Here is a 26,906-nt window from a genome sequence, read left to right as displayed (position 1 = left end):
ATAGAACTATGACAAAACATTCTAAGGAGATATGATGACACAGAATAATGAAATGGGATGGAACTTTGATAACAGTTATCCACGGCTTCCGGATATATTTTTTGAAAGCACTGAACCAACGCCAGTAGACTCACCTGATTTGGTCATTTTCAATAATTCATTGGCAAAATCTCTGAGGCTGGACGCGCAGAAGCTGCAAGGCGATGAAGGTATAGAAGTTTTGGCTGGGAACCAGATTCCAGAAGCGGCTTTGCCGATTGCTCAAGCTTATGCGGGTCACCAGTTTGGGAACTTTACCATGTTAGGGGATGGTCGGGCTGTAATGCTTGGCGAGCAGATCATCCCATCAGGTGAACGGTTTGACATTCAGCTGAAGGGTGCAGGCCGAACGCCATTCTCCCGCGGGGGCGATGGCCGGGCGTCACTTGGACCGATGCTGCGCGAATATATCATCAGTGAGGCAATGTATGCACTTCGGATTCCTACCAACCGTAGTCTTTCTGTTGTGACAACCGGGGAACCAGTCATTCGCGAAACCGAACTGCCCGGAGCTATTCTGACTCGAGTGGCTGCAAGTCATCTGCGCATCGGTACCTTTGAATACGCGGCAAGGTGGGGAACCGAGGAGGAGCTTCGTATTCTTGCTGACTATGCAATCGATCGCCATTTTCCGGACATTGAAGATAACGAGGATCGATATCTTGCTCTGTTTGAAGAATTGATTAAGCGGCAGGCAGAATTGATTGCAAAATGGCAGTTGGTCGGTTTTATTCATGGAGTGATGAACACCGACAATATGACAATCAGTGGAGAAACCATCGATTATGGACCATGCGCCTTTATGAATGAATATGACCCGGCAACAGTATTCAGTTCCATTGATGTTCAAGGCCGCTATGCTTACCAGAATCAACCGGCAATTGGCCAGTGGAATCTCGCGCGTTTTGCTGAGAGCCTTTTACCACTGTTCCATGAAAAACAAGATCATGCGGTCGAGCTGGCCCAAGAGGTTCTTTCCAAGTTTGAGGAGCTGTATCATAGTCATTGGCTTGATGGAATGAGAAAAAAACTAGGAATTCAAAATGGAGAGGAGCAGGACGAATCATTAATTGAAAATCTGCTTCGTATCATGGAAAAAAATCGTGCAGACTATACCAATACGTTTCGCGCCTTAACGTTAGATAAACTAGAGGACACGGCCATGAATGGGACATCAGAATTTAACGAGTGGTATGAGCAATGGCAGGCAAGACTGGAAAGACAAGAGGAGTCGAAAACTTCCGCCTACCAATTGATGAAAAACGCGAACCCCGCGGTTATCCCCCGCAACCACCGGGTAGAAGCGGCGCTTGAAGCAGCAGTGAAAAGAGGAGACTATAGCTTGTTAGAGCGGCTAATGAACGTTCTCTCAGCTCCTTACGCGTATTCTCCTGACCAAGAGGAATTTACGAAGTTACCTGAACCAACAAACCAGCCATACCGAACCTTTTGCGGGACATAGGGGACAGGTCCCTATGTCCCTTTAAAATGGGAACTCCCCCCTTTTTCCTCCTTTTCAAAAACAACAATAGGAGATATAATAGGTGTAATTGGAGGTGAGGATAATGGAACAATCAGGTATAAAAGAAATATTAAATGCATTAGAACTTCATTCGCAGCAAATTGACAAAAAGTTGAACCAACACTTTGAGAAAACTGATAAAAGGTTTGAAGGACTTGAGAATAAGTTTGATGGACTTGACAAAAAGGTGGATGGACTTGAGAATAAGTTTAAAGGACTTGATGAAAAGGTGGAAGGTCTTGACAAGAAGATGGATAAACGATTCGACCGGCTCGAGAAAAAGTTTGATGGACTGGAGGTAGGCTTGAGGGAAACACAAGAAACAGTCGACTTTCTATCCAGCAAATATGTACAGCATGAAAAAAAACTCCGCAATATATAACACATAAGAACAAAGAAATTCTTCAAATAAACAGCTCAATTATTTTACACACCAACTTCTTCAAATTGCTATCGTTCAACATGAAATGGAACGCGGGATCAGTGAACTCGTCCCATAATAGCCTTTTATTTGTCAAATCGTTTACAAGTAATAGGGACAAGGTCTGCGCATCGCTTCGTACCTCAGATAGCCTTACCTAACTTTATACTGAATCTGAAAGTATTTACTGCCTAACCTCTAAATTGCTGTACGCAACGTGCAGAGGTTAGGCATTTTTTTGCCTCGAGTAGTACGTGTAAACATTTTCCATAGTGAAAAATTTATTACCTGTCGATCTTCTTTTATGGTATGATGAGAACGAATGTTCCTGATATGGAGGTAATTTCATGAAAAACATGCTAATAAGGTCAATCCAGAGCAAGGAAAAAATTGAGATGATTTATCTTTCCAAGGATAACCAGGCATCCCAACGAATTATTCGCGCTCTTAAAATCAATGATGAAATGATACTGGCTTATTGCTATACCAGAAGAAAGGTAAGAACGTTTAAACTGGAAAATATACTGTCAGTCGGATTAGTCAAGAAAAGGATGGGGGCTTAGTAATGAGTTTGCATGATAGAGGAACGAAAAAATGGACAGCAATGATGCTGCCGGAGCACATTGAATTGCTGAAGAAGATGTGGGAAGAAGACGATTATAAGGAAAAGCCTATTCTTGATGAACAACAAATTGAAGAAATGGAATTCAAACTCCAAGATGCCTTGCATAATAATTTAACTGTCGAAATTAAATATTATGATAAACCCCATTATTGCATGGCGAGAGGGAAGCTCAAGTTGATAAATGCACGTACTGGTTTATTGCGACTGGGAGAAAAGGAAATTGCTATTGAAAATGTAATTGATGTTTATATTGATTAGGTTTATTTATCCACGTTATTAAAAATACAGGGGTTGTGAAGGGTTAACTTAAACGAAGCAGAATAGTCAAAAAAATGAATTTGAAACTAATTAACATAGTTAAACGTATTAATTAGAAAGGAGGGAATTATATGAAAAAACAAACGTATAGATTTTTTGCAACCGTATTATTCGCCTCACTTATTTTATTTATTGTTGGCTGTACCGAAAAAACAGAAACGAAAACACAAGACGAAAATATACAAACAATTGAGGCTGTATTACAGAAAGCTCTTAATGGTCCAAGTGATGAATTGAAACAAGCGTTGGAAGGTGAGGGACTCGAAGATTTAGTACAGTATGAAGAAGACCTATATAAAGATTATTTTGCAGATGATATGTCCTACCTGGACTTTGTAAATAATTACAGTTCAACATTAATGATGGAACCGATGAGAAAAAATTATAAAATAAAGGTAAAAAACATCGAATATGAGAAATCAGAATCTAAAGAAATAATTTATGATTTCACCGTAGAATTACAGTACCAAAAAGAAGGCAGTGAGTCATCAGAAGTTGAAATGGTGACCGGTGAAGCTAATATGAGTAATGAACATAAAATAGAAGTTATGGTAATTCGTGACTTTCATAAACTTTTTCACAATTAAAGGCAAAGTCAGTTACTTTAATACAGTAATTGGTGCAAGAATTAACAAGTGAGGTGTTCAAATGAATGATGAAAGGGAAACTCCTGAAAGAAGAAGAGAAAAAATGAGGCAAGAAGAACTAAAAAGAAACCCTGCTGGAAGTGTTCACGGTGGAGGACTTTCTGATTTAGTTGGGAGTTTAGGGTGGAAAGGTACTGGAATACTTATTCTTGTAATAATAGTAGGCATTTTAATCGCCTCATTATTCTTCAGGTAACTGGAGCTATAGTTTTATTAGATCAAATGCTTATGGGTAAAAGTAATAAAAAACAGACAGAAATTATTGTCGAATTAGTATTAACAAATGGCAGTAATTAAGCGAAATAAGGAGATAGGAAGATGAAAATAGTTCATCCAAAGTCTTTTACATATAGAGGTGGAGATAGAGCTGTCTTGTTACTTCATGCATTTACCGGAAATACAGTAGACGTAAAAAAGTTAGGTAAGTACTTGCAAAAATATAATTATACTTGTCATGCGCCTTTATATAAAGGGCATGGATTAGAACCAAATGCGCTTATAAAAACAGGTCCAAAAGATTGGTGGCAAGATGTAGTAAATGGTTATCAGTTACTTAAGGATGATGGATTTGAAAAGATTGCTGTTGTAGGACTTTCTTTAGGTGGGGTTTTCTCGTTAAAGATAGGAACTGAATTGAACGTGAATGGCATTGTTTCGATGTCTGTTCCAATTCGTAGAGAAATTGATGTTTTACATGAGCGTGTTTTGACTTATGCCAAAAGATATAAGCAGTTTCAAGGCAAGAGTGAGGAACAAATCACTGTTGAAATGAGTGAATTGAAAAACAACCCAATGCATGGGCTGTCAGAATTTCAAGAATTGGTTGATAATACAAGTCAAAAACTGGATTTAATTACTTCCCCAATCTTTGTAATGTACGGATTATTAGATGATTCATTGTATAAGGAGAGTGCTAATTTTATATACGACACTGTACGTACAGATTGTAAAAAAATAAAAGAGTATACGCAATCTGAACATATGATGACATTAGGGAAGGATGCTGAAGAATTGAATGAGGATATACTTATATTTTTAGATAGTTTGGATTGGTAAGGTAAGTAGCTTGAAGGTGAGAAATACTAGTTATGGGAGATGCATTCGGAGGCTATGTCATGAAAAAGTTATACATCGTGTTCATCTTAATTTTTGTTCTGTTCGGTTGTTCAAACGAGGCTAAGGATCCTACTGCAGAGGCTAGTATGGAGCAAACTGTCACAGAAGAAAGTCTGTCATTGGAAGAGCAAATCAGCAAGGTCATGTCAGAAAACAAATTAAGGGATAAAGAAATTATTGATTATGACTTAAAAGATGATTTTATTTACGTGATTTTTAAAAATAAACATGGTAGCAACAGCCATAATCCCGATTTAGTTATTTTAAAGAATAATAATGGGAAATTAGAGTGGATAGCAGGTCCAAAAGACCGCACCACGTCAATGAGTCTAGAGCATATAGAAGCTTTGGTTTTTGGCAGGGATGATGGTCCTTCAGTTACGATTATTATGCCAGAGGAAGATGCAAGTGATACAAAAATAAAAGAAGTCAAAGTATTAGGGGAATCAACAAAAGCAGTAACATACGTAAAACATATTATGGAGGGTTTTTCTAAACAATACATGTATTGGATTGCCTACACAGAGGAAGCGCCTACGCATGAAGATTTTGAAGTTATCATGCAGTAAAGATATGGCTTCATCAATTAACGGTTGCAATTGTTGGAGAAGGAGTTTGCACAAAAGTTTTTTGTAACAAGACTACGGAGAACTAGGGAAAGATAAGTTTGATAAATAGACAAATAAAGTTATTGGCTTTATTTTCTTGATATGCCACAAAGTTTACCTCTCGTCGCCACAGTAATGACCAATGGGATTTAAAGAAGTGTAGATTATAAAGTTTAAGATTTTGAAAGATAGAAAAGCCAAATTCCTCCGTACCTTTAGTGAGAAATTTGGTTTTTGATGTTCCACAAATGCCCCCTATTGCTTAACAATTTAGTTTCTTCAAAACACTAATACAAACCCAACCTAGCAATAACCATCGAAGGACCCCATGTTTCCTTTCTGTTCAATAACATGACAGTTTCAAACAATGTCGTACTTGTAAGAACAGCATATTTAATTTGGATTCCAAATCTATTCAATACCCCTATGGTATCAGGGGAGGCCACTGAAAAAGTAGTGGATTTTTAAAATTTAACTTTTCACATCAACTTAGCATCCTCGAATATACGGAGACTCCTCGAAAAAGAAAAGCACTTTTTCTTCGTGCGATGCCTTTTCAGGGGAGCATTCCTTATCCTGCGGGAAGTAAGAGATCGGCGAGACCCCGCAGGACGACAGTCCGAGAAGGCTCGACACTCGCCCGCGGAAAGCAAAGTATATTCGGGGGTGCGATGGTAGATCCGCATATTTTGTACTATATTTAACTTTTTCAGTGGCCTCTATCAGGGTCTATAGTGTCTGGCATCTTCATGAGGGAATGTTATATTGGTCCAAATAGTGGAGAAAAGTCCTCAACTTTATAATCGATGCCTTATCTTATTCCATTATGACAAACTAAGCCTATAATTCTGCCATTTCCAGAAAAACAACTCAAGGATCATTTTAGAATTCGTTAAATAACTTTAGGGTTGACTTTATAGGACTACAAATGTAATACTGTACTACAGTTGTAATCACGTGAATTAAAAGGGGGAATAAATACTTACAAATACAATAGATAAACGGAGAAAAGAGGTATAAGAAATCCACTTTAATAGAAAGAAGGTATCAATGTGAGAAAAACAAATCTATACAAGTCCGGTGTACGTAAGTTAACACTGTACCTAGTATTGCTGACCCTACTAATACTTACCGCATGCGTAAATGCAGACAATAAAACCGATGCATCATCCGAAAAGGAAATCGAAACAGAGCAAACGATCAATAAAGATGAAAAGTTTGCCCAGCTTGAAAATGAGTTTGACGCACGAATCGGTGTTTATGCAATCGATACAGGTACAAATCAAACCGTCAAGTACCACCCGGATGAGCGTTTCGCCTACTCATCTACATTCAAAGTTTTGGCCGCAGCAATCCTGCTGAAGCAAAACGACATCAAAGATCTTGAAAAAGTCGTTACGTACACCAAGGATGATCTGGTTACCTATTCTCCGGTTACCGAGAAACACGTGGATACTGGTATGACACTGCTGGAAATAAGTGAAGCGGCCATTCGAAAAAGTGACAACACCGCGGGAAACCTTCTACTTGAGGCGCTCGGGGGTCCTGATAAATTTAAGCAAGCTTTACGGAACATTGGCGATGACGTTACCCAGCCCGAACGATATGAAACCGAATTAAATGAATTCACGCCGGGGAATAAGCGTGATACCAGCACACCCAGTACCATGGCCATCAATCTGAAAAAAGTTGCACTTGGTGATTTTCTTCCAAATGAAAAACGTGAATTGCTTATCGATTGGATGAAAGGAAATGCAACAGGAGATGCACTGATACGTGCAGGCGCACCTCAAGGATGGAAAGTTGCTGACAAAAGCGGGGCCGGAAGCTACGGTACGAGAAATGACATTGCTATTGTTTGGCCGCCGAACAGAGAACCAATCGTCATAGCGGTTATGTCCCGGCACGATAAAGAGAATGCCGAATATAACGATGCGCTAGTTGCAAAGGCTGCCGAAATCACACTAAACGCTTTAAAATAAGAAAATCAGAGGTCACACATGTCAGTCAGGGTTGGCATGTGTGACTCTTCACACAACTATTTATTTACCAATTATGTTTGGCCTTTTCTAAATTGGAGAAGCTGACTAGATTTTTTTGCATGTACGCTGGAATCACTTGCCTCATATACCATTATTCATAAAAGATTTATAATTGACGTCATGGTAAAATTAAGGTACTTTGAGTAAATAACTTCGCGGTTAAGGAGATGAAAAAATGTCTGTCCCCCAACTGGCTGTATGCATGTTCATATCTTCTTTTGTGGTCATTGCAATTATATTAACCCGGAAAATTTTTCAGAAACAATTGTCCTCCAAATGGCAATATAATTTATGGTTTCTTTTACTGACTGCGTTAACACTTCCCTTACTTCCAACGCATTTATTGGATTTTGGGGGTAAGTTCACGTGGAACGGGAACCAAAACAGCAATCCGTCATCAACCAACACCACAACTGAAAATCCTGCATTGGAAAATGGAAATTGGATGCACGATTTTTCAACCTCCGTTAACCGGTTTGATCTGACATTTTTCAACCATATCATAACAATGATATGGATAACAGGCATTCTCGTAATGATTGCTTTGACAATTCATGGCTGGATAAAACTGCGGAAATTAAAAAAATCCACCAGCGTCATTAAGAATCAGGAGGTTCTCACATTATTCGAACAGTGCAAACAACGCCTCCATATTTCGCGGCATCTTGTATTGGTGGAATCACCACTTGTCAAGTCACCCTTGACGTTCGGTATTTTTAAGACATACATTATCCTGCCACAACATGTTGAAACGTGGATGTCCATGGAAAATCTGAAATACATTTTGCTGCATGAATTAAATCACTATAAATATAAAGACATTGCCACGAATCACCTGATAGTCCTGTTCCAGATATTGTACTGGTATAATCCATTGATCTGGATTGCTTTCAGGGAAATGCGGTTGGACCGTGAAATCGCCTGTGACAGTGCTGTCTTAAAGATGCTTAATCAAAACCAGCATGCAGCATACGGGAACACGATTATTAATTTTGTAGATAAATCCTATCTTTCAAGGCATTTCGTGATGGCTAACCATCTTGCTGGTTCAAAAAAGCAATTAAAAAAACGGATTGAACGGATTGCAGCCTTCACAGTTGAATCCAAGCTGTTAAAATTGAAAAGTATCCTGATTTTTATGCTTTTGGCGGGGGTTGTCGTGAGTCAGATTCCAATAGTTTCTGCAATGCCTTATGGTGACGACCGGATCAATTTTGAAAAAAAGCGGACCGTGTATGAGGATTTAAGCGCATTTTTCAATGGCTATGACGGCAGCTTTGTATTATACAATTTGCAGGAGGCACAATACCATATCTATAATAAAGATAAAAGCACGTTACGGGTTTCGCCGAATTCCACGTATAAAATATACAGCGCGTTATTTGCATTGGAGTCCGGTGTGATTAAACGACATCAGACCTCCATGAAGTGGGACGGAAAAACATATCCTTATAAAATCTGGAATCAAAATCAAAATTTATTTACCGCGATGGAAAATTCCGTGACTTGGTACTTCCAAAGGCTCGACAAAAAGATTCAGATGGAAAATATCCAAGCATATCTTGATAAAATAAATTATGGAAATCAAAATGTGTCCGGGGGAATCGAAGACTATTGGCTCGAATCTTCTTTGAAAATTTCACCGATTGAACAGGTGCAGTTACTCAAAGACTTTTATACAAACCAATTTGGCCTTGATAAGAAAAACGTTCAATTAATAAAAGATGTCATCAAACTAGAGACGAAAGACAATGTAACACTTTATGGCAAAACAGGCACAGGAACGGTCAACGGAAAAAATGTGAATGGCTGGTTCATTGGCTATGCAGAAACGAAACACAACACGTATTTCTTTGCAACTAATATCGAAAGCAACCATCATGCGAATAGCAGTATAGCAGCTGAAATTACGAAATCCATTTTGGAAGACAAAGGCATTTATTAAAAGAGTAAAGGCAGGGATTCACGTGACGAATAAAATACCCACTATTTCAGAGTCGGAATGGGAAGTGATGAAAGTGCTTTGGCAAAAAGCACCGCGAACAGCAAATGAAATCATTTCATCCTTGCCAGCACAAACAAACTGGAAGCCGAAAACCGTACGTACCCTGTTGGATCGGCTCACTAAAAAGGAAGTCATCGGTGTTCACAAGAATCAGCGAGTCTATACATTCTATCCGCTATTTTCCCAGAACGAATGCCAGCGCGCCAAGACAGAATCTTTTGTGAAACGATTCTATGACGGCACCTTAAAGTCGATGCTCGTTCAATTTATTCAGGATGAGGATTTGTCTGACGATGATATTAAGGAGCTGCGGTCTATTTTGGATAACAAGCAGGATGAAGAATAAGACAGCCTGTCATTCATTAGTACAATCTTTGTCAGGTTAAAAAAATGTCAAGGGTGTACATTTCATTGGCTATAATTATAGAGCATTCTTTGTAATGAGGAATGCTTTTTATTTTTGTCTAAAACTAAAAGGATATTTACATAACAATAAAATAATCATTAAAATTGATAATTATTTATTGTAAAACGATAAATTGCATGTTAAAATCAAATTTACAATAAATAAGTGAGGTGTTTGTATGGAAGGGAAAACACTCATTTTAGTCGGTTAACATAAATAAGGGGTGGTTGGTAGACGTATTGAACATATGCTGCATGACCGCCGCAAATGATGGATGCTGGCGACTTTTTTTTTACTAATCAGGAGGTACGTGAGCGGTTGCTAGCTCTGGAACTAGAAAAATACTGAGGGGGTGAGGTCGGATGTATAAATGCAGTCCTGACCATGTGGCAATTATCATGGATGGGAATGGTAGATGGGGTAAAAAAAGACGTCTGATCCGAAGTGAAGGCCATTACGCGGGAGCAAAGCGAATGGAAGAAATTATTGACGCCAGTATTAACCTGGGAATCAAGGTTCTGACGTTATACGCCTTTTCCTCGGAAAACTGGTCTAGACCTCCTGATGAAGTAAATTACCTGATGGATTTGCCGGTAAGATTTTTTAATAAAAAGCTTCCTGAATTTATGAGAAGGAAGATTCAAATCAGGATTTCCGGAAACATGGCCCCTCTACCCAATAAAACCCGAGAAGCGCTGGCAAAGGCGGTTGCTTCTACAGAGAATAATACCGGTATCATCGTCAATTTCGCTTTCAATTATGGGGGCAGGGGTGATATTATCCAAGCCGCTAAAACGCTGATTAAGGAAGTCAGAAACGGGACAATTAGCGAGAATGACATAACTGAGGAAAGAATGCAGCAGTATTTGTACACGGGAAATCTGCCGTCACCCGATATAATTATCCGGACGGGTGGGGAGAAGAGAATAAGTAATTTCTTGCTCTGGCAGTCCGCTGAATCACAGCTGTATTTCTCGGATGTGTATTTTCCAGATTTCACGGGGGAGATGCTTGCCGAAGCGATTGGTCAACAGCCGGTGAACAGTTATTTGAGCGGGTGAATTACGCTTTATAAAAATGACTGCCATCGTTAGGTGACAGTTGTGTAGAAAGTGGGTGTTTTTTATGGAACAAGGTTCAACAAATTTTTTGAAAGCAGTTGTATTTTTTATAGGAATGATAGTGCTTGCTGTGTGTATAGTGGGGTTGCCTAGATTTGACCCGGATTCTCCGTATTGGCAGCTTCCAGAGCTTGCTAATTTGCAATATCCTTTATTAATCGGGATGTATGCAGCAATGATACCGTTTTTCTTTGCTTTGTATCAGACGTTAAAACTTTTAAGCTATATTCACAAGAACGTAGCCTTCTCGGAATTATCTGTAAAGGCTTTAAGGAATATAAAATACTGCGCAACCACAATCAGTATTTTGTATGTTGTAGAGATGCCATACTTATATCTTCTTACAAAGGTAGACGACGCGCCAGGTATAATAATCGGATTGGTCATTATTTTTGCCTCATTTGTAATTGCTATCTTTGCCGCTGTGCTGCAAAAGCTTTTAAAAGACGCAATTGATATAAAATCAGAAAACGATTTAACGGTCTAAGAGAATAAAAAAAAGGGGGGGTTCTGAAAAAGTTAAACGTAGTACAAAATAGGTGGATCTACCATCGCATCTTCGAATATACTACGCGCACCTTAGGGCGAGTGTCGAGCCTCCTCGGACTGCCGTCCTACGGGGTCTCGCCGATCTCTTGCTTCCCGCAGGATAAGGAATGCTCCCCTGAAAAGGCATCGCACGAAGAAAAAGTGCTTTTCTTTTTCGAGGAGTCTCCGTATATTCGAGATGCTAAGTTAAGGTGAAAAGTTAAATTTTTAAAATCCACCACTTTTTCAGGGGGCCACTAAAAAAGGGGGAGCTATCCATGGATTTAACCATTCAAAAATGGAGGGCACAAATCATGAGACCGCTAAAACAACTCGCTCGTTTTGGGTGGGGTCAGGCTCTATCATGTTTGTTCCCGGTCGTTATTTTTGCCTCACTTGCTTTAACACAAATTACGTCACTACCATTCCTCCCGCGGTATGACTGGCTGCTAATTATCTGCCTTCTGATGCAGGTCTGGATGGTGCGTTCTGGGCTTGAAACACGGGATGAACTAAAGGTTATCACACTGTTTCACCTTATTGGTCTTGCACTTGAACTTTTTAAGGTACATATGGGCTCCTGGTCTTATCCAGAGGAAGGATACTCCAAAATCTTTGGCGTGCCTTTGTATAGCGGATTCATGTACGCAAGTGTAGCAAGTTATCTTTGCCAGGCGTGGAGGAGGTTAAAGGTTGACCTTGTTAAGTGGCCGCCGTTTTTAATAGTTGTACCTCTTGCGGCTGCGATTTACTTGAATTTTTTCATCCATCATTTTTGGATTGACGTTCGATGGTGGTTATCTGGACTAGTTATTATCGTTTTTTGGCAATCATGGGTCACATACGAAATTGATGGAACCCGTTACCGTATGCCACTCGCATTTTCTTTCGTGCTTATCGGATTTTTTATATGGATTGCCGAAAATATCGCAACGTATTTTGGAGCTTGGGAATATCCATACCAAACCGAAGCATGGAGTCTTGTCCATCTAGGAAAAGTGAGTTCATGGCTTTTATTAGTGATTATTAGCTTCCTTATCGTAGCGACATTAAAGCGGGTTAAGGGACAAAATCATTAGGGTGGCGAAAATTATGAAAATAACATGTTAAAATCAAATTTATACTAATAAATGAGGTGCTTTTAATGAAACGAGGATCAACACTCTTTTTAAAGATAGCTGTTATTCTTATGGGAATCCCAATTCTTGCTCTGTGCATATTTGTGGTGCCTGAGATAGGAAATTTTGCAGCAGAATTGTATCCAGAAATGGCTTATATGAAATATCTCGTGTTAATCGTTATGTATGCGGCGGCGATACCTTTTTATTTTGCCCTGTATCAAGCTTTTAAACTTTTAAGCTATATCGACAAGAATAAAGCTTTCTCGGAACTATCTGTAAGTGCTCTAAAGATTATAAAATACTGTGCAATCACAATCAGTACCTTGTACGTAGCAGGCATGCCACTCTTTTTTCTTATGGCGGAGAAAGATGACGCTCCAGGTATCATACTAATCGGAATGGTCATTATTTTTGCTTCGTTTGTGATTGCAGTCTTTGCCGCTGTTCTACAAAAACTTTTAAAAGATGCGATTAATATAAAATCAGAAAATGATCTAACGGTCTGAGGTGAATAATATGGCAATTATAATCAATATTGACGTGATGCTGGCAAAAAGGAAAATGAGTGTAACGGAGCTTTCAAATAGCGTTGGAATAACAATGGCCAACCTTTCTATATTAAAAAATGGAAAGGCAAAAGCAATCCGATTATCAACGTTAGAGGCGATTTGTAAGGCACTGGATTGTCAACCTGGTGATATTTTGGAATATAAACCTGATTTGGACTAGGGGTTGGGACAGGTACTCTTGTCCCACTCTTCTCTCGAGCTTTCAACAACTCTTCTTTTCAAAAGCAGCGAAAGCAGATATAATAGATATAATTGGAGGTGAAAATAATGGAACAATCAGGAATAAAGGAAATATTACGTGCATTGGAACTTCATTCTCGACAAATTGATAAAAAGATGCAAAGTCGCTTTGAAGAAACGGATAAAAAGATCGACGGACTTGAAAAACACATGAATGATCGATTTGACCGGCTTGAGAAAAAGTTTGATGGCATGCAGGTAGAATTGAGGGAAACCCAAGAGACAGTCGATTTTTTACACAGTAAATAGTACAGCATGAGAAAAAACTCCGCAATATATAACCTGGTAGTAACAAAATTCTAAAATACCCCTATGCTAAGTGAATCACCTTGGCATGTGCCTCATCTTGAAAATTCCCACTAACATTATAATCTTCGCAAGAGTTCAGTTCAACCGTGATTTTTGACAGATTTGAAAGTGTCTAACCCAAAAAACGCGGTTCAGCCAAATGAAAATATAATTATTTCATTTTCACTATTCTATAAATTGTATATGATATAGTTGATTCAACGTTCAAATATAATCGTTTAGTCATTTTATACAAGGAGATAGAGTCTATGAAAAGAAACAGTATTATTTTCTTTGAAAGAAAATTTCCAAGTGCAAACATGGTTCTTATTAAGGATCAGCTCCCAATCCTTATTGATACTGGGTTTGGGAGTGATGCGAAGGAGACAGAGCAATTAATTAAAGAAGCAGGTGTTTTACCAGAAGAATTACATCTTATTGTGAATACGCATTATCATAGTGACCATGTAGGAGGCAATTTTTATTTTTAAAAAAATTATGGTGTTACGATTGCTGCTCATAAATGGGAAGCCGTTCTAATTAATTCTTGTGACCCTGAAGCCTGCAGTGCAGAATGGCTTGATCAGCCTGTAGAGCCTTATCATGTCAACACAAAGCTCTCTGATAATGATGAGATTAATACAGGAAGTAGAACCTTGAAAGTCTTGCACACACCGGGGCATACGTTAGGGCATATTTCTTTATATGACACGCAAGAAGATATATTAATTGGCGGGGATCTCTTTCACAAAATAGATATCGGATGGTTAAATGTCTTCCGGGAGGGTGTTGCATCTATCCAGCGATCTATGGAGAGTTTGGATCGATTATCCACGCTCCGGATCAGGCAGGCATATTCAGGGCATGGGCCTCAAATCGATAATCCTCATGTTGCCATTGATGCAGCAAAGAAACGGTTTGAAAAGTGGCTCAAGTCACCAGAAAAAGTTTCATGGCATGCCTGCAAACGGATTTTTTCATTTACATTAATCATGAAAAACGGATTGGCAAAAGAAGAAATCGATAACTACTTGCTTAGTTGTGGTTGGTTCCAAGATTTTGCACGTTACTCTTTCCAGCTTCAGCCAGAAGAATTTATACAAGTCCTGATCGATGAAATGATCCGTTCCGGTGCAGCAAGCTGGCACAATAATCATTTAATCGCTGCCGCCCCATACCAGGCACCACAAAAGGAATGGGTGAATAAGAACATAATGCCGAAAGATTGGAAACCTCAGGATTATCTCACCTAATAAAGAAGTAAATTTTGAAGGTAAAGGGATATCAGAAGAATGGGGGGCTCTTAGAAATAAGTAGTTTACCTTTGGAGGAGGAAAATTGAAAACAAGTGAGGTAACAAGCCAAATTCATTGGTATGTTATTTTTATTGCTAAAGTTTAAATGTAAAAAAGCCAATGAAGAACAAGAGCCCCCGTAAATGCGGAAGAAAAGTTCTTCATCAAGCCAATGAAGGTTGAAAGAACACGGAACGCGGAAGAAAAGTCCTTCATGAAGCCAATGAAGCACATTAACCATAGAATTCTGCAATAATATACTATATGCCATTTAATTTTAAGATGTATGATTACATGAGAATACCTGTAAAGGAGTTTTCCTCATGAACATTACATCTTTTTTACTATACTGTTTTATTGTTACTTGTACGCCAGGACCTACTAATATCGACATATTATCCACCGTGCATAATCAAGGGACAAAAAAGGGAATGGAATATACGTATGGAGCAACGATTGCTTTCGGATTATTACTTGCTATTTCTGCTATGTTGAATACAATGCTGATAACGGTAATCCCCAAAATATTGATTGTTATGCAGATAATCGGAAGCATTTATATGCTCTATCTTGCTTATCAAATTTACAGAATGGATTCATCAAAACCAACTGTCAAACAGACTGGTACCTTTAAGTCAGGCTTCCTATTGCAGTTTTTAAATCCAAAGGTAGTAACATTTACAATGACAGTATTTCCTAGCTTTATTTTGCCCTACTATACCGCAATGTCTGCTTTGACAATAAGTGTTATAATTATAACTCTTATTGGATTTTCAGCATTTATTATCTGGGTTCTTTTCGGTACAATCTTTAAGAAGTTTTTACAGAAGCATGAAAAAATTGTTAATGTAATAATGGCATTATTTTTGGTTTATGCTGCAATCATGATATGGATGTAGGTAAGCTAAATTAGAGGTGAATGAAATGGACAAATTTATCTATAAAAAATCGGCAGGTATTACCGCCCTGTCAGCAAATATTACTGATTTTACGTATAAAAAGCACTCTCACAAGGAGTATGCAATTGGTGTAACATTGCGTGGTATTCAACATTATAATTTGGATGGAAGTTTACAATTATCCTATCAAAATGGTGTTATGCTATTTAATCCAGAACAGGTACATGACGGAATGGCACATGATGAGACAGGCCTTGATTATGTCATGCTGTATATTGATCCACAACTGCTTTTAGAAGTTAGTGAAAAAAAGGATTTAGTACGTTTTCGGACTCCAATTGTGTATGATGATAGACTAGAAAAAAGAATAGTAAGTCTTGGTCATGCAATATTAAGTGAAAAGGATGAGGCTTTGTGCAGTGAACTTCTCGTAACTCTCACGGATAGCCTTATTCAAACTGATTTTTCTGCAGACAATAGGAAAGATAATGCTTTAATCAGAAAAGCGAAGGATATGCTTCATTCCAACTTAGATAAAGTACTTAAACTTGATGAGATAAGTAAAGAGCTCGGATTATCAAAATTCCAGTTCATCAGATTATTCAAGGCTCATACTGGAATTTCACCATACCAATACTTTCTTAACTGCAAGATAGAACGTGCTAAGCAATTAATAGAAAAAAATGGAGATATTTATTCAGCAGTAGCGGAATGTGGTTTTGTTGATTTAACACATTTAAATAAACATTTTAAAAGTGTATATGGAACAACAGCACTTGGATATATGTCACACATAAACTGAATTTAATAAGGGAGGAATTAAATTGTCTTTAAATAAAGGTGATGTGATTACATTTGAACGGAGTTTTACAGAAGAAGAAGTTGAATTATTTACTAAGGTTTCAGGTGATGAAGGTTCACATCATGTTACTCCTGATGAGAAGGGGAGACTTGTCGTTCAAGGGTTATTAACAGCAACTCTACCAACAAAAGTTGGTGGGGATTATAACGTACTGGCTCGTAATATGAATTTTGAGTTTTTAAGACCTGTATTTACAGATGATACAATTAAATGTGATGTAAAAATTGAAAAATACGAAAAGCAAAAAAATAATAGAACAGCTATTATGGCAACCTTCACATGTAAAAATCAGAATGAAATAGAAGTATTAAAAGGTGATTTCTCAGGAGTAATACTTTAAATGCGAATGAATTAATTTACATATTCCGCAAGCAGGTGCAGTTGTCGAACAACACGAAACTGTTTTCTTTACTGAACATTCTAGAAATGATAGTATAGGCTGTGTAAGGGAGGAAAAAGCATGGCTAGAAGCAAAGAGTTTGATGAGAATGCCGTATTACATAGAGCTATGAAACTTTTTTGGCATCAGGGCTATGAGAAAACCTCCATGCAAGATTTGGTAGCGCACATGGGAATTCATCGTAGAAGCATTTACGATACGTTTGGAGGAAAGCATGCGTTGTACATGAAAGCATTGGAACGCTATAGCGAGACGGTGGAAGCTAAAATAGAGAAGCAAATAAAATCGCTGGATTCAGTCAAGCTGTCCATCAGGCGTTTATTGGAGATGGCGATCTATCGAAAAGAACAACGACCGAGCGGATGCTTGACGGTGAATACAGCGGTTGAGTTGGCTTTGCATGACCAAGAAGCAGGGGAAAAGGTTATGGATAGTTTCTCTAATACAGAGAAACTGCTGTATGGGCTATTGTTGCGTGGTCAAAAGTCGGGAGAAATATCCAACCATCATGATGCGGAAAGACTATCCCAGTTTTTCCATAATTCGTTTGTAGGATTACGCGTATTAGCAAAAACCACTGATGACAAGCAAAAAATGGAAGAGATTATCGATACCACACTGTCGATCTTGGATTAGCCTTTTTTTTGATAATTTTAGAATGGTCGTTCTAAAATTGATACAACTTGAATCAAATGCAATAAAATTTTAAGGGGTGAGCTAAAATGAAACACTTAGAACAATTAAACAAAATGTTAACTGGAGACATTCCCGGACCACCAATAGCTCAATTACTAGGCATAGAAATAATAGAGGTGGAAAAAGGAAGGGCCGTATTGGAAATGGAAGCCTCAGAAAAGTTACACAATCCAATGGGTACACTTCATGGGGGCATACTATGTGATTTATCTGATTTAGCTATGGGTTATGCTTTTTTTAGCACATTGGCTGACGATGAACTATTTACCACAGTGGAATTAAAGTTAAATTTCATGAAACCTATTTGGGAAGGTAAACTTCGGGCTGAAAGTAAAATTATAAAAAAAGGGGGTACAATTGGCTTAGTTGAATGTCATGTATATGATAAAAAAGGAAGTCTTGTTGCCCATTCAACTAGTACGTGTATGGTTCTAAAAGGAAATGCGGATGGTAAAAGGGACAAATCATAAGGCTTATTTAGAAAACCTTGCTGTTGTATTTGTTTTTAATAGAAGTAAAATAGTTTCTAAAAATACTTCTTTGCAAAAGCGACAATAGAGAATATAATAGGCGTAATTGGGGGTGGAAATAATGGAACAATCAGGAATAAAAGAAATTCTAAATGCATTGGAACTTCATTCGGGGCAAATTGATAAAAAGTTACAACATCACTATGAACAAACCAATAAGCAGTTGGTAGAACACTATGACAAAACTGAAAAACAATTGAAACTTCACTTTGACCAAACCGAAAAAACGTTGAAGCATCACATGGAACAAACGGATAAAAAGTTTGACGGACTTGGAAAGAGGATGGATAATCGATTTGACCGGCTTGAGAAAAAGTTCGATGGCATGCAGGTAGGCTTGAGAGAAACACAAGAAACAGTTGATTTTCTATCTAGTAAATATGTCCAACATGAGAAAAATCTTCGCAATATCTAACCTGATAACAAAGAAAGTCCTCAAGTAAGACATCTACAAATCTAAATTGCAATATTCTTCAAATGACTATATAAATTAGAACATAGGGACAGGAAACTTAATGTTGGCGGTACCCTTTTAGAGTGAAACCCTACAGATTTATTTCTATATTTTACATCTTATTTCACCAGGATAAATGGACAAGAACCTTGTTTAAATTTTTTCTAGAGCCATAGATTTTAATGAAGAGCCAAACAAAGAAGGCAAAAAAGTAATTATAATCCAGAGAGATTGTGAAGTTAAACAAAATAGCGCTTTTATTGAAAATGGCAAGCCTAATTACTCACTGAGAATACTGAGTAATTAGGCTTTTTTTCTTTCAACGTTGTAAATCCGTATTTATCTGTACTTTGAAAAAAACCCATAAACTATCAGATAAACTGGCTTATGCTAACATGGTAGAATACTCGTAATTACTTTTGGTATATACATAACCTTCCAAGATCGTTCTTGCTGTACGCACTACCTTTATAGCGCTTAGGTGGCCTGCAATGAAATCAACCTTAGTTTCCATAACGCCAGCAGGATGTCCTAATCTAACTACATGTTGATTAATTGTTACAATGTTAGATAGTATAGTATCCTTTAAAAATGCTGCGGAAGTTGTACAAATGGCCCCCGTTATCGCAAGAGCTTGATGTGGTTTTTGCATAGACAACATTCTTATCACACACTCTATATCAGAGGCTTTTCTTTCTACACCTGTTGTATCAATGTAATCCATTGGAGGTGCAATTACAGTAAGTTTGGGAACAGCGGGTGATTTAATGGTTGCCTCATCTTTGCTGGAAAATTCGCAAATCTCAGCTGCAATTGATCTAATTTCCTCCAATTCAATTAACTTTTCTTGCGTAAATTCATGTGGTAATTCAGTCCCAATAAGACCGACATCTTGAGCTTTTACAAAAACAAGTGGGTTAGCAACATCAATGATAGATACACTTATTGGTCCCATAGAAGTCTCAATCACGTCAATTGGATTCCCAGAAGGAAATAGTTTTCCGGTTACTGCACCTTCAGCATCTGTAAACGAAAGATAAATCGGCGAACCTTTCCCAGGTACTCCTGGAATGGAGCACATTCCATCTGTTTTGACTTTCCCATTTTCAACTTCTACTTCAGATATAATAACCTTTTGTGTATTTGTATTAAATATTCGAACCGTAGTAATAGGTTCTATAACTGGAACTAACCCTTGCTCTATGGCATAAGGACCTACAGCAGAAGAGATATTCCCACAATTCCCTTTAAAATCAACTAATTGATTTTCAATGCTAATTTGTGCGAAAGTATATTCTACATCTATTTCTTTTAAATCAGACCTTTTGATAATAGCTGCCTTGCTTGTTAAGGAATTTGCTCCACCAAGTCCGTCGATTTGTCTATGGTCGGGGCTTCCCATAATATCCAATAAAAAATCATCCCAAAGCAAACGATCATTTGGCATATTCTCGAAATCAAGAAACACACCTTTACTTGTACCACCACGCATAACAACAACAGGCACTTTCATTTCGATAACCACCTTTTTTCTAATAAAGTTCCGTTTCTTTTAAATGTATAGTATTATAAATATAATCATAAGTAAAATAGATATTTTTTGGTTTATATGCCAAAAAAAACTTATAATCATAAAGATTTAATAGGGGGCTGAAAACATGGATGAAAAAGATTGGAACGCTATAAGAGTTTTATACGAAGAGAATAATATTAGTCGCGCAGCTGAACGCTTATACATTTCACAACCAGCGTTAACGTACAGACTTAAAAATTTAGAAAAAGAGTTTGAAACCAGTTTATATTTTAAAATAAAAGGAGGTATTGAATTTACCTCTGAGGGTGTTCATTTAGCTGACTATGCAGCTGATATGCTAAATAAATTACAGAAAACAAAGGATTATATGTTAAATATGCAGGATGAAGTGAAAGGAACTTTAAGGATAGGGGTATCAAGTAACTTTGCTCAATATAAACTACCTAAAATGTTAAAAGACTTTTCAAGTAATTATCCAAATGTGCAATTTAACGTGAATACAGGCTGGAGTAATGAAATTATGAATCTTCTTGATTCTTCAAGTGTGCAACTTGGAATCCTGCGTGGTAATTACGATTGGTATGGAGTAAAAACATTATTACATAAAGAAAGACTGTTCCTGATTTCTAAAAAAGAAGTAGATATGACAAATTTATTCAATCTTCCATTCATTAATTATAATACTGACAGTTCATTAAAGAATCTAATTAATGAGTGGTGGCATGATAGGTTTCCGGAACCGCCATTTGTTACAATGGAAACGGATAGACAAGAAACATGTAAACAAATGGTCAAAAATGATTTGGGAATTGCTATATTGCCTGAAATTTGTCTGCAACCTTCTGATAACCTATATACGTACGGTTTATCCTATAAAAACGGCGATCCGGTATTAAGAAATACTTGGTTAATGTATAATAAAGACTCTTTACAACTTTCTACAGTTAATAATTTTATTAAGTTTTTAGATAATGGCTCAACTATTTAAAAAGAAAATGACTTAAGTTACATAACCCTATTTCAAATTAAAAGTGACCCTATTTTCCTTTGATTATGAAAATAGGGTTTATGCTTTTTATATTCTACTAACCACTGCTTAGAATCCTATTGTGACTTCCTTGGTAGACAAAAAAGTCACAGATCTTGTTACTATAGATGGTTTAATTTTAACGATTATAAGTTTTTTTTAGGGAAAACATTAAAAAAAATATATTTTACTTATTTATTCACCTGTAATATTCTGAAAATAGATTCAACAAGCAGAAATGATTGAATACTATTTTAAAAAAATATTCATTTTCGCTTATGTTGTAAGCGATTACTTTACGGGAGGGATTAGCTATTCTTACTTTTTTAGGAATTTCGATGGTCGTAGTTTTTACTTATTTAATCATGACAAAAAAATTGTCTGCAGTCACAGCCCTTGTGGTAGTGCCTATTTTCTTTGCAATACTTGGTGGGTTCGGATTAGAGCTGGGAGATATGATGATGGATGGACTTATACAGGTCGCTCCTTCAGCTGCTTTACTCTTATTCGCAATTCTATTTTTTGGTATTTTGATAGACGCAGGGTTATTTGATCCACTTATCAATAAAGTAATGAAAGTTGTTAAGGGAGACCCTGTTAAAATAGCTATTGGAACTGCGGTTATTGCAATGACTGTTGCTTTAGATGGTGATGGAACAACTACACATATGATTACAATTTCTGCTATGTTAGGACTCTATATTCGTATAGGCATGAATCCACTTGTTCTCGCAACTATTTCTATGCTTTCTGTCAGTATTATGAGCGGTATGACACCTTGGGGAGGACCAGCTACAAGGGCCATTGCATCTTTAGGACTGGACGCAAATGAGTTCTTTATTCCAATGATTCCAACAATGTTAGCGGGGATGGGATCAATTCTCTTTATAGCGTATATTCTTGGTAAAAAGGAGCGCGCAAGAATAGGTATTATTAATGTCGAAGAAGTTTCAAAGGATTCTATTGAGGTAAGTGAGGCGGCTGCATCTTTTGCATTACAAGAAGATCTTAAGCGTCCTAAGTTAAGGTGGATTAACTTAATCTTAACATTAGCCATTATATCAATATTAATAATGGGATTGTTGTCTCCCTCCATTTTATTTTTAATTGGATTTGTTCTCGCTTGTTTGATAAATTACCCTAATTTGGAACAACAAAGAGAACGTATTACGTCACACGCAGGAAATGCTTTAACAGTCGTCATATTAGTGTTTGCTGCTGGTATTTTCTCAGGCATTTTTTCGGGGACAGAGATGGTAGACGCAATTTCAAATTCATTGATAGCAATAATACCAGAATCTGTAGGTTCTTTCTTCCCGACAATAGTCGCGATAACCAGTATGCCGTTAACATTTATGTTATCAAATGATGCATACTACTTTGGCGTTTTGCCAATTTTAGCAGAGGCAGGATCTGCTTACGAGGTCAGTGCTCTAGAAGTTGCAAGAGCCTCTGTATTAGGGCAACCTGTTCACTTTCTAAGTCCACTTGTAGCATCTACTCTTCTACTAGTCGGGATGGTCAAAACAGACATTGGTGATCTTCAACGATTTGCAATTAAATGGGCCTTATTGTGTTCTATAACCATAATAATTGTTGCCTTCTTAACAAATGCTATTTAATAGATTATAAACGATTATTCTTCCATCCCAATTCATAATGAATTGGGATGGTTCTAGTTATTTAAAATCATCTAATTGACGGACATTGTCTAATGCATTGATTTCATCTTCTGCTACATTTTCTACAGTTGCTATTTTTGTAACAACAGTTGAAATAATTTTTGCTAGGTTCATAACCATATACAACCGGGTATCGTTTAAAAATTGAGATGTCGGTAGTGGATCGATATAATTTACTATCCCTTGAAAATGATAATCTCCAACCTCAGGTAGCATTTTCTCAAGAGCTTTTCCTGGTGCAAGTGGCCCCTCTTTAAAAACAACATAACCGACTTGATCTTTATTACCCAGACAAGCATCAATACTTATAATAAGAGGTTTATTAAATTGTTTATGGATTTCTTTTATTGTTCCTTTTAAATTAAATGCATGAATTGGTTCTTCTAATGTTCCATAAACTTGGTATGGAACACGACTATCTAGTAACATAGTTCCTACAAGTGGACCTAATGAATCACCGACATACCGGTCTGAACCGATACATAAAAAGACAATGGTTTTATTTTCAACAGCTGATTCTTGTATAACTTTTTTTAATTTAAGTGTTAATCGATTAATTTCTATTTCTTCATTTCTTCCATTTGATTTTATATAATAGGAACTGTTTTGCTTTTTTCCGTTATAAAAGGTGTTCAATAGTAGCCCTCCTTTCATTTCAACTATGAATTACCTGTTAGAATCATTATAACTGTTAAATTGGACAAAGACTACGCTGATACGTACGCTTTATGTTTCAACTCCCTATTGCTTAAGAATCTAAACAGGGGAGGAAGAACGACACAAACAGCAACCAAACGGAGCACTTGAACTGTAACAACAAATGTTGAATTTGCGTCAAGAACAATGGCAGTAGTTGTCATTTCTGCTATTCCACCCGGGGCAAATGCTAAGGCAGAAGTAGGAAAAGTAATATCTGTCACAATGGAAACAATATATGCACATATAAATATAGAGAAAATAAGACCAAATGTACTCAAAAATGAAATAAATAAAATTTTCTTTAACCCTCTAAACATATTCTTTTGGAAACTAGACCCAATACTTGCGCCAATAAAAATTTGAGAAACAATCAGTAAGCTTTGCGGCCACCACGCTACAAGTTCATAACCAAAATATAGTGAACTAACGGACTTTACTAGAGCAATACTTATCATACTTCCGACAAGCCAAGGAGCAGGTAATTTTAAATAGTTTCCCAAATAAAATCCAAGCCAGGCTATCAGCACCAATACAATTGTCCCAAGAATGTGTTCTAATTCAAATACCCCGGTTGCTGTAGTAGAAAATGTAGCGCTAGATCCCGAATTATTAGGATTACCAACCCATAAGGACATAATTAGTGGAATAGTTAGGATGACCATAAATACGCGCATCGTTTGAATAATACTGACAATACCTGTGTTAGCACCAAATTCCTCTGCGATGCTAGGAAGAGAGGATAGTCCTCCAGGGGCAGAAGCAAAAAGGCTAGTTAGCATATCTAGCTTACTGAACTTCCATAAAACTAGGCCCGTCAGTAAGGAAAGAAGGATGGATAATAAAAGCATAATGAGAATGCTTACCCAATTTTCTTGAAACGTATATAAAACAGAAACATTCATTTTTTGACCTAGTTCAATACCTAATATACATTGTCCAATATATAACCAATACTTTGGTAAACCTTTTTGATTATAATGAGTCTTCAAAAGGCTAGGATGTAGGATAGACAGAAAGGTTGCGACTAGAAGTGTTCCAATCATCCATCCAATAGGGAGACCTGTAAGGGAGAGTAGAAATCCCCCTATTCCACTTATTATAATAAATCGAATAAAATGCAACGTACCTTTTTTTTCATCCATTACTATCCTTCTTTCACTATTTTCTACTATATAAATACAAAATAAATTTAAAATCACTACCACATAGTTAGCATGCTATAACAAATATAGTATACTTTTAGAAATAAATAAAATATCGAATTACTATGTTTATATATAAATATTAATTATACCTAAAGGAGAGATTTAGTTGGATGAGCGAGATTGGATGATTCTACAAACGCTTTACCATAAAAAAAACATTACAAAAGCAGCACAGCATTTATTTATTTCACAACCAGCTTTGACTAATCGCTTGCAGCAATTGGAGAAGGTATTTGGCGTTCAGATTGTGAACAGAGGTAGAAGGGGAGTACAGTTCACCCCTCAAGGTGAGTACTTAGCTGGGTGCGCTGAAGATATGATACTAACCATTCAAAAAATGAAAGAAAATGTTCTAAATATGGAGGGAAACGTTGCAGGAACGATAAGATTAGGCGTATCTAATTTTTTTACAGATTATAAGCTGCCAAATCTTTTGAAATTATTCAAGGAGCAATATCCCAAAATTGAATTTAAGGTGACGACTGGCTTTAGTAGTCATGTTACTCAACTAATCACAAATCAAAATGTACATATTGGTTTTGTTAAAGGAGATTACAACTGGAAGGGTCAAAAAAGATTGTTATTTGAGGAGAATATTTGTATCGCTTCCAAAGAAGAGATTGATATTCGAAATCTTCCTCAGCAACCAAGAATTGATTATCACACTGATTCCCAACTTAAGGCTTCCATAGATGGATGGTGGTCCGAAAACTTTACAGCACCACCATTAGTCAACATTGAAGTCGATAAAGCAGATACATGTAAGAAAATGGTCTTAAACGGATTAGGTTATGCTATATTACCAAGTATGATTTTAAATGACGTAGAAGATTTGTACAAAATCATGATTAAAATGAAAAATGGAAAGCCAATCATCCGAAAGACGTGGATGTTTTACCACGAGGATGCTTTAAAGTTAAGTATTGTTAAAGCTTTTATTGATTTTATAGAGAATACCGACTTGGAGAATAGCGTTTGAGTTATTTCCTACATTTTTCATCCAGAATAATAAATATCTTAAAAGTGTAGGTTTGTAAAAAAGTTGAATAAACGTTATTAGATAAAGAACAATTTCATTTTTTAACTTAGACGGATTAACTAGTAATTGCGTTAGTTAAGCCGTCTAAGAAAAAAACAACTTTTGTTTGAATGGAGAGAAAAACCTTTTTTGGAATTGGAAGCCAAAACTATTGAACCTCAAAGAAACGTTGCGTAGTTCCAGAATTATGTGTTTTAATAGTAGTTTTTTCAGTGGTCTCAACCTCCCCCTCGATCTATTCCAAATGTAGTGCGATGTCGATTGCTCCTTCTTTTAATTTTTCGATATAGGTGTTGATGTTGTCTTCTTTTATCCGGAAGGCTGGTCCTGCGATTGAAAGTCCACCGAGAATGTACTTTCCCCCGCTAAGAATGGGAACTGATATGCCAATTGCGTTATCATCGACTTCTGAATTGGTGATGGAGTATCCGGCTTTTCTAATGTGTTCTATTTCTTGATTTAATGCTTTTCCTTCCTCGGGTGTGAGGTTGTATTCAATCAGGAATTGGCGATGTTTTTCTTCTAAATTGGCCAATAATACTTTTGATGAGGCGCCTTTAAAAATATCCAATATTTGTCCTTCTACAAAGGAAAACTTCAAATTATGCATACTTTCGAAATGGGCAAGCACTCTTACTTTTGTCCCATTAACAACCGTTAAATTAACGGATTCCCCACTATCTTTATTAATTTCTTGCATAATCGGTAAGGATGCTTTAATTAATGGATCAAGTGAATCCCTTTTGACTCTTGAAATTTCATCAGCTAACCATCCTGGTGCATACATCCCTTTCCCAACAGTTTCTATTAATCCAGCTTCAATTAACTTTTTGACTTGTCGATAGAGTGAGCTTCTTGGCACATCTGTTTCACTCAATATTAGATCAATATGTAATGGTGTTCCGTGTGTATGAAATAAGTGGAGAATTTTATAATTCATATCAACAACTCCTTCTTTTATGTCTCAT

Annotated in this window: 30 protein-coding genes and 1 pseudogene; 27 read left to right on the top strand and 4 right to left on the bottom strand. The window is 37.0% G+C overall.

The features are described 5' to 3' along the window. Positions 1-34 precede the first annotated feature (34 nt). The 24 genes and pseudogenes from CFK40_RS15935 (at position 35) to CFK40_RS15820 (ending at position 18,713) form a co-directional block, all read left to right on the top strand. Positions 35-1,501 (top strand): protein adenylyltransferase SelO, encoded by a 1,467-nt coding sequence (locus CFK40_RS15935; RefSeq protein ID WP_089533401.1) that lies wholly within the window; start codon positions 35-37, stop codon positions 1,499-1,501. A 103-nt stretch (positions 1,502-1,604) separates the two neighbouring features. After that, positions 1,605-1,943 carry a hypothetical protein gene (locus tag CFK40_RS15930; protein WP_089533400.1) on the top strand — a complete coding sequence of 113 codons (339 nt, stop codon included), beginning with the start codon at positions 1,605-1,607 and terminating at the stop codon, positions 1,941-1,943. A gap of 386 nt (positions 1,944-2,329) precedes the next feature. Continuing rightward, complete coding sequence (locus CFK40_RS15925; protein ID WP_089533399.1) at positions 2,330-2,545, top strand: WYL domain-containing protein; 216 nt, start codon at positions 2,330-2,332, stop codon at positions 2,543-2,545. 2 nt (positions 2,546-2,547) lie between these two features. Next, positions 2,548-2,865 (top strand): YolD-like family protein, encoded by a 318-nt coding sequence (locus tag CFK40_RS15920; protein ID WP_089533398.1) that lies wholly within the window; start codon positions 2,548-2,550, stop codon positions 2,863-2,865. A gap of 131 nt (positions 2,866-2,996) precedes the next feature. After that, positions 2,997-3,512, top strand: a complete 516-nt coding sequence (locus CFK40_RS15915; protein ID WP_089533397.1) for a hypothetical protein — start codon at positions 2,997-2,999, stop codon at positions 3,510-3,512. Positions 3,513-3,573: 61 nt separating this feature from the next. Next, on the top strand, positions 3,574-3,768 hold the full coding sequence (locus tag CFK40_RS15910; protein WP_089533396.1) for a DUF6366 family protein: 195 nt from the start codon (positions 3,574-3,576) through the stop codon (positions 3,766-3,768). A 122-nt stretch (positions 3,769-3,890) separates the two neighbouring features. Then, positions 3,891-4,628: an alpha/beta hydrolase gene (locus CFK40_RS15905; RefSeq protein ID WP_089533395.1), complete on the top strand. Its 738-nt coding sequence runs from the start codon at positions 3,891-3,893 to the stop codon at positions 4,626-4,628. 59 nt (positions 4,629-4,687) lie between these two features. Beyond that, the gene (locus tag CFK40_RS15900; RefSeq protein ID WP_089534416.1) at positions 4,688-5,257 is read left to right on the top strand and encodes a hypothetical protein; all 570 of its coding nucleotides are present in this window, start codon (positions 4,688-4,690) and stop codon (positions 5,255-5,257) included. 1,163 nt (positions 5,258-6,420) lie between these two features. Continuing rightward, positions 6,421-7,278, top strand: a complete 858-nt coding sequence (gene bla, locus CFK40_RS15895; RefSeq protein ID WP_405196597.1) for a class A beta-lactamase — start codon at positions 6,421-6,423, stop codon at positions 7,276-7,278. Between the two features lie 235 nt (positions 7,279-7,513). Further along, positions 7,514-9,283, top strand: a complete 1,770-nt coding sequence (locus CFK40_RS15890; protein WP_089533393.1) for a BlaR1 family beta-lactam sensor/signal transducer — start codon at positions 7,514-7,516, stop codon at positions 9,281-9,283. 22 nt (positions 9,284-9,305) lie between these two features. Beyond that, on the top strand, positions 9,306-9,689 hold the full coding sequence (blaI, locus tag CFK40_RS15885; RefSeq protein WP_089533392.1) for a penicillinase repressor BlaI: 384 nt from the start codon (positions 9,306-9,308) through the stop codon (positions 9,687-9,689). A 422-nt stretch (positions 9,690-10,111) separates the two neighbouring features. Then, on the top strand, positions 10,112-10,810 hold the full coding sequence (uppS, locus tag CFK40_RS15880) for a polyprenyl diphosphate synthase (RefSeq protein WP_089533391.1): 699 nt from the start codon (positions 10,112-10,114) through the stop codon (positions 10,808-10,810). Positions 10,811-10,874: 64 nt separating this feature from the next. Further along, positions 10,875-11,357: a DUF2975 domain-containing protein gene (locus CFK40_RS15875; protein WP_089533390.1), complete on the top strand. Its 483-nt coding sequence runs from the start codon at positions 10,875-10,877 to the stop codon at positions 11,355-11,357. 355 nt (positions 11,358-11,712) lie between these two features. After that, on the top strand, positions 11,713-12,477 hold the full coding sequence (locus tag CFK40_RS15870; RefSeq protein ID WP_089534415.1) for a DUF817 domain-containing protein: 765 nt from the start codon (positions 11,713-11,715) through the stop codon (positions 12,475-12,477). A 65-nt stretch (positions 12,478-12,542) separates the two neighbouring features. Further along, positions 12,543-13,025, top strand: a complete 483-nt coding sequence (locus tag CFK40_RS15865) for a DUF2975 domain-containing protein (protein WP_089533389.1) — start codon at positions 12,543-12,545, stop codon at positions 13,023-13,025. 10 nt (positions 13,026-13,035) lie between these two features. Continuing rightward, complete coding sequence (locus tag CFK40_RS15860; protein ID WP_089533388.1) at positions 13,036-13,248, top strand: helix-turn-helix domain-containing protein; 213 nt, start codon at positions 13,036-13,038, stop codon at positions 13,246-13,248. Positions 13,249-13,355: 107 nt separating this feature from the next. Then, the gene (locus tag CFK40_RS15855) at positions 13,356-13,577 is read left to right on the top strand and encodes a hypothetical protein (protein WP_227001798.1); all 222 of its coding nucleotides are present in this window, start codon (positions 13,356-13,358) and stop codon (positions 13,575-13,577) included. A gap of 308 nt (positions 13,578-13,885) precedes the next feature. Beyond that, positions 13,886-14,869: pseudogene (locus tag CFK40_RS15850) on the top strand (MBL fold metallo-hydrolase). Between the two features lie 365 nt (positions 14,870-15,234). Then, positions 15,235-15,810, top strand: coding sequence for a LysE family translocator (locus CFK40_RS15845; protein ID WP_089533387.1), 576 nt, complete (start codon positions 15,235-15,237; stop codon positions 15,808-15,810). A 25-nt stretch (positions 15,811-15,835) separates the two neighbouring features. Next, complete coding sequence (locus tag CFK40_RS15840) at positions 15,836-16,612, top strand: AraC family transcriptional regulator (RefSeq protein WP_089533386.1); 777 nt, start codon at positions 15,836-15,838, stop codon at positions 16,610-16,612. Between the two features lie 22 nt (positions 16,613-16,634). After that, on the top strand, positions 16,635-17,012 hold the full coding sequence (locus CFK40_RS15835) for a hotdog family protein (protein ID WP_089533385.1): 378 nt from the start codon (positions 16,635-16,637) through the stop codon (positions 17,010-17,012). Positions 17,013-17,132: 120 nt separating this feature from the next. Next, positions 17,133-17,708: a TetR/AcrR family transcriptional regulator gene (locus tag CFK40_RS15830; RefSeq protein WP_089533384.1), complete on the top strand. Its 576-nt coding sequence runs from the start codon at positions 17,133-17,135 to the stop codon at positions 17,706-17,708. 86 nt (positions 17,709-17,794) lie between these two features. Next, positions 17,795-18,238, top strand: a complete 444-nt coding sequence (locus tag CFK40_RS15825) for a PaaI family thioesterase (protein WP_089533383.1) — start codon at positions 17,795-17,797, stop codon at positions 18,236-18,238. Between the two features lie 121 nt (positions 18,239-18,359). Further along, positions 18,360-18,713 (top strand): hypothetical protein, encoded by a 354-nt coding sequence (locus tag CFK40_RS15820; protein ID WP_089533382.1) that lies wholly within the window; start codon positions 18,360-18,362, stop codon positions 18,711-18,713. A 424-nt stretch (positions 18,714-19,137) separates the two neighbouring features. On the opposite strand, the gene CFK40_RS15815 is transcribed toward CFK40_RS15820, so the two are convergent. Beyond that, positions 19,138-20,265: a 2-methylaconitate cis-trans isomerase PrpF family protein gene (locus tag CFK40_RS15815; protein ID WP_089533381.1), complete on the bottom strand. Its 1,128-nt coding sequence runs from the start codon at positions 20,263-20,265 to the stop codon at positions 19,138-19,140. A 145-nt stretch (positions 20,266-20,410) separates the two neighbouring features. Here CFK40_RS15815 and CFK40_RS15810 point away from each other — a divergent pair, with 145 nt between their 5' ends. Both CFK40_RS15810 and CFK40_RS15805 read left to right on the top strand, forming a co-directional pair. Further along, positions 20,411-21,274 carry a LysR family transcriptional regulator gene (locus tag CFK40_RS15810; protein ID WP_089533380.1) on the top strand — a complete coding sequence of 288 codons (864 nt, stop codon included), beginning with the start codon at positions 20,411-20,413 and terminating at the stop codon, positions 21,272-21,274. A gap of 353 nt (positions 21,275-21,627) precedes the next feature. Next, positions 21,628-22,935 carry a CitMHS family transporter gene (locus CFK40_RS15805; RefSeq protein WP_089533379.1) on the top strand — a complete coding sequence of 436 codons (1,308 nt, stop codon included), beginning with the start codon at positions 21,628-21,630 and terminating at the stop codon, positions 22,933-22,935. A 57-nt stretch (positions 22,936-22,992) separates the two neighbouring features. Here CFK40_RS15805 and yyaC read toward each other — a convergent pair whose 3' ends face one another. Further along, positions 22,993-23,631 (bottom strand): spore protease YyaC, encoded by a 639-nt coding sequence (gene yyaC / locus CFK40_RS15800; RefSeq protein WP_227001797.1) that lies wholly within the window; start codon positions 23,629-23,631, stop codon positions 22,993-22,995. Positions 23,632-23,702: 71 nt separating this feature from the next. Beyond that, positions 23,703-24,836, bottom strand: coding sequence for an AbrB family transcriptional regulator (locus CFK40_RS15795; protein ID WP_089533377.1), 1,134 nt, complete (start codon positions 24,834-24,836; stop codon positions 23,703-23,705). A 169-nt stretch (positions 24,837-25,005) separates the two neighbouring features. On the opposite strand from CFK40_RS15795, the gene CFK40_RS15790 reads away from it, so the two are divergent. Continuing rightward, positions 25,006-25,878 (top strand): LysR family transcriptional regulator, encoded by an 873-nt coding sequence (locus tag CFK40_RS15790; protein WP_089533376.1) that lies wholly within the window; start codon positions 25,006-25,008, stop codon positions 25,876-25,878. A gap of 295 nt (positions 25,879-26,173) precedes the next feature. Here the strand turns inward: CFK40_RS15790 and CFK40_RS15785 are convergent, their stop codons facing one another. Next, positions 26,174-26,878, bottom strand: coding sequence for an IclR family transcriptional regulator (locus tag CFK40_RS15785; RefSeq protein ID WP_089533375.1), 705 nt, complete (start codon positions 26,876-26,878; stop codon positions 26,174-26,176). Between the last annotated feature and the right edge of the window lie 28 nt (positions 26,879-26,906).

This window comes from Virgibacillus necropolis (assembly GCF_002224365.1).
GTDB classification, from domain to species: Bacteria; Bacillota; Bacilli; order Bacillales; family Amphibacillaceae; genus Virgibacillus_F; species Virgibacillus_F necropolis.
This window is presented reverse-complemented; position numbering and strand designations above follow the sequence as displayed.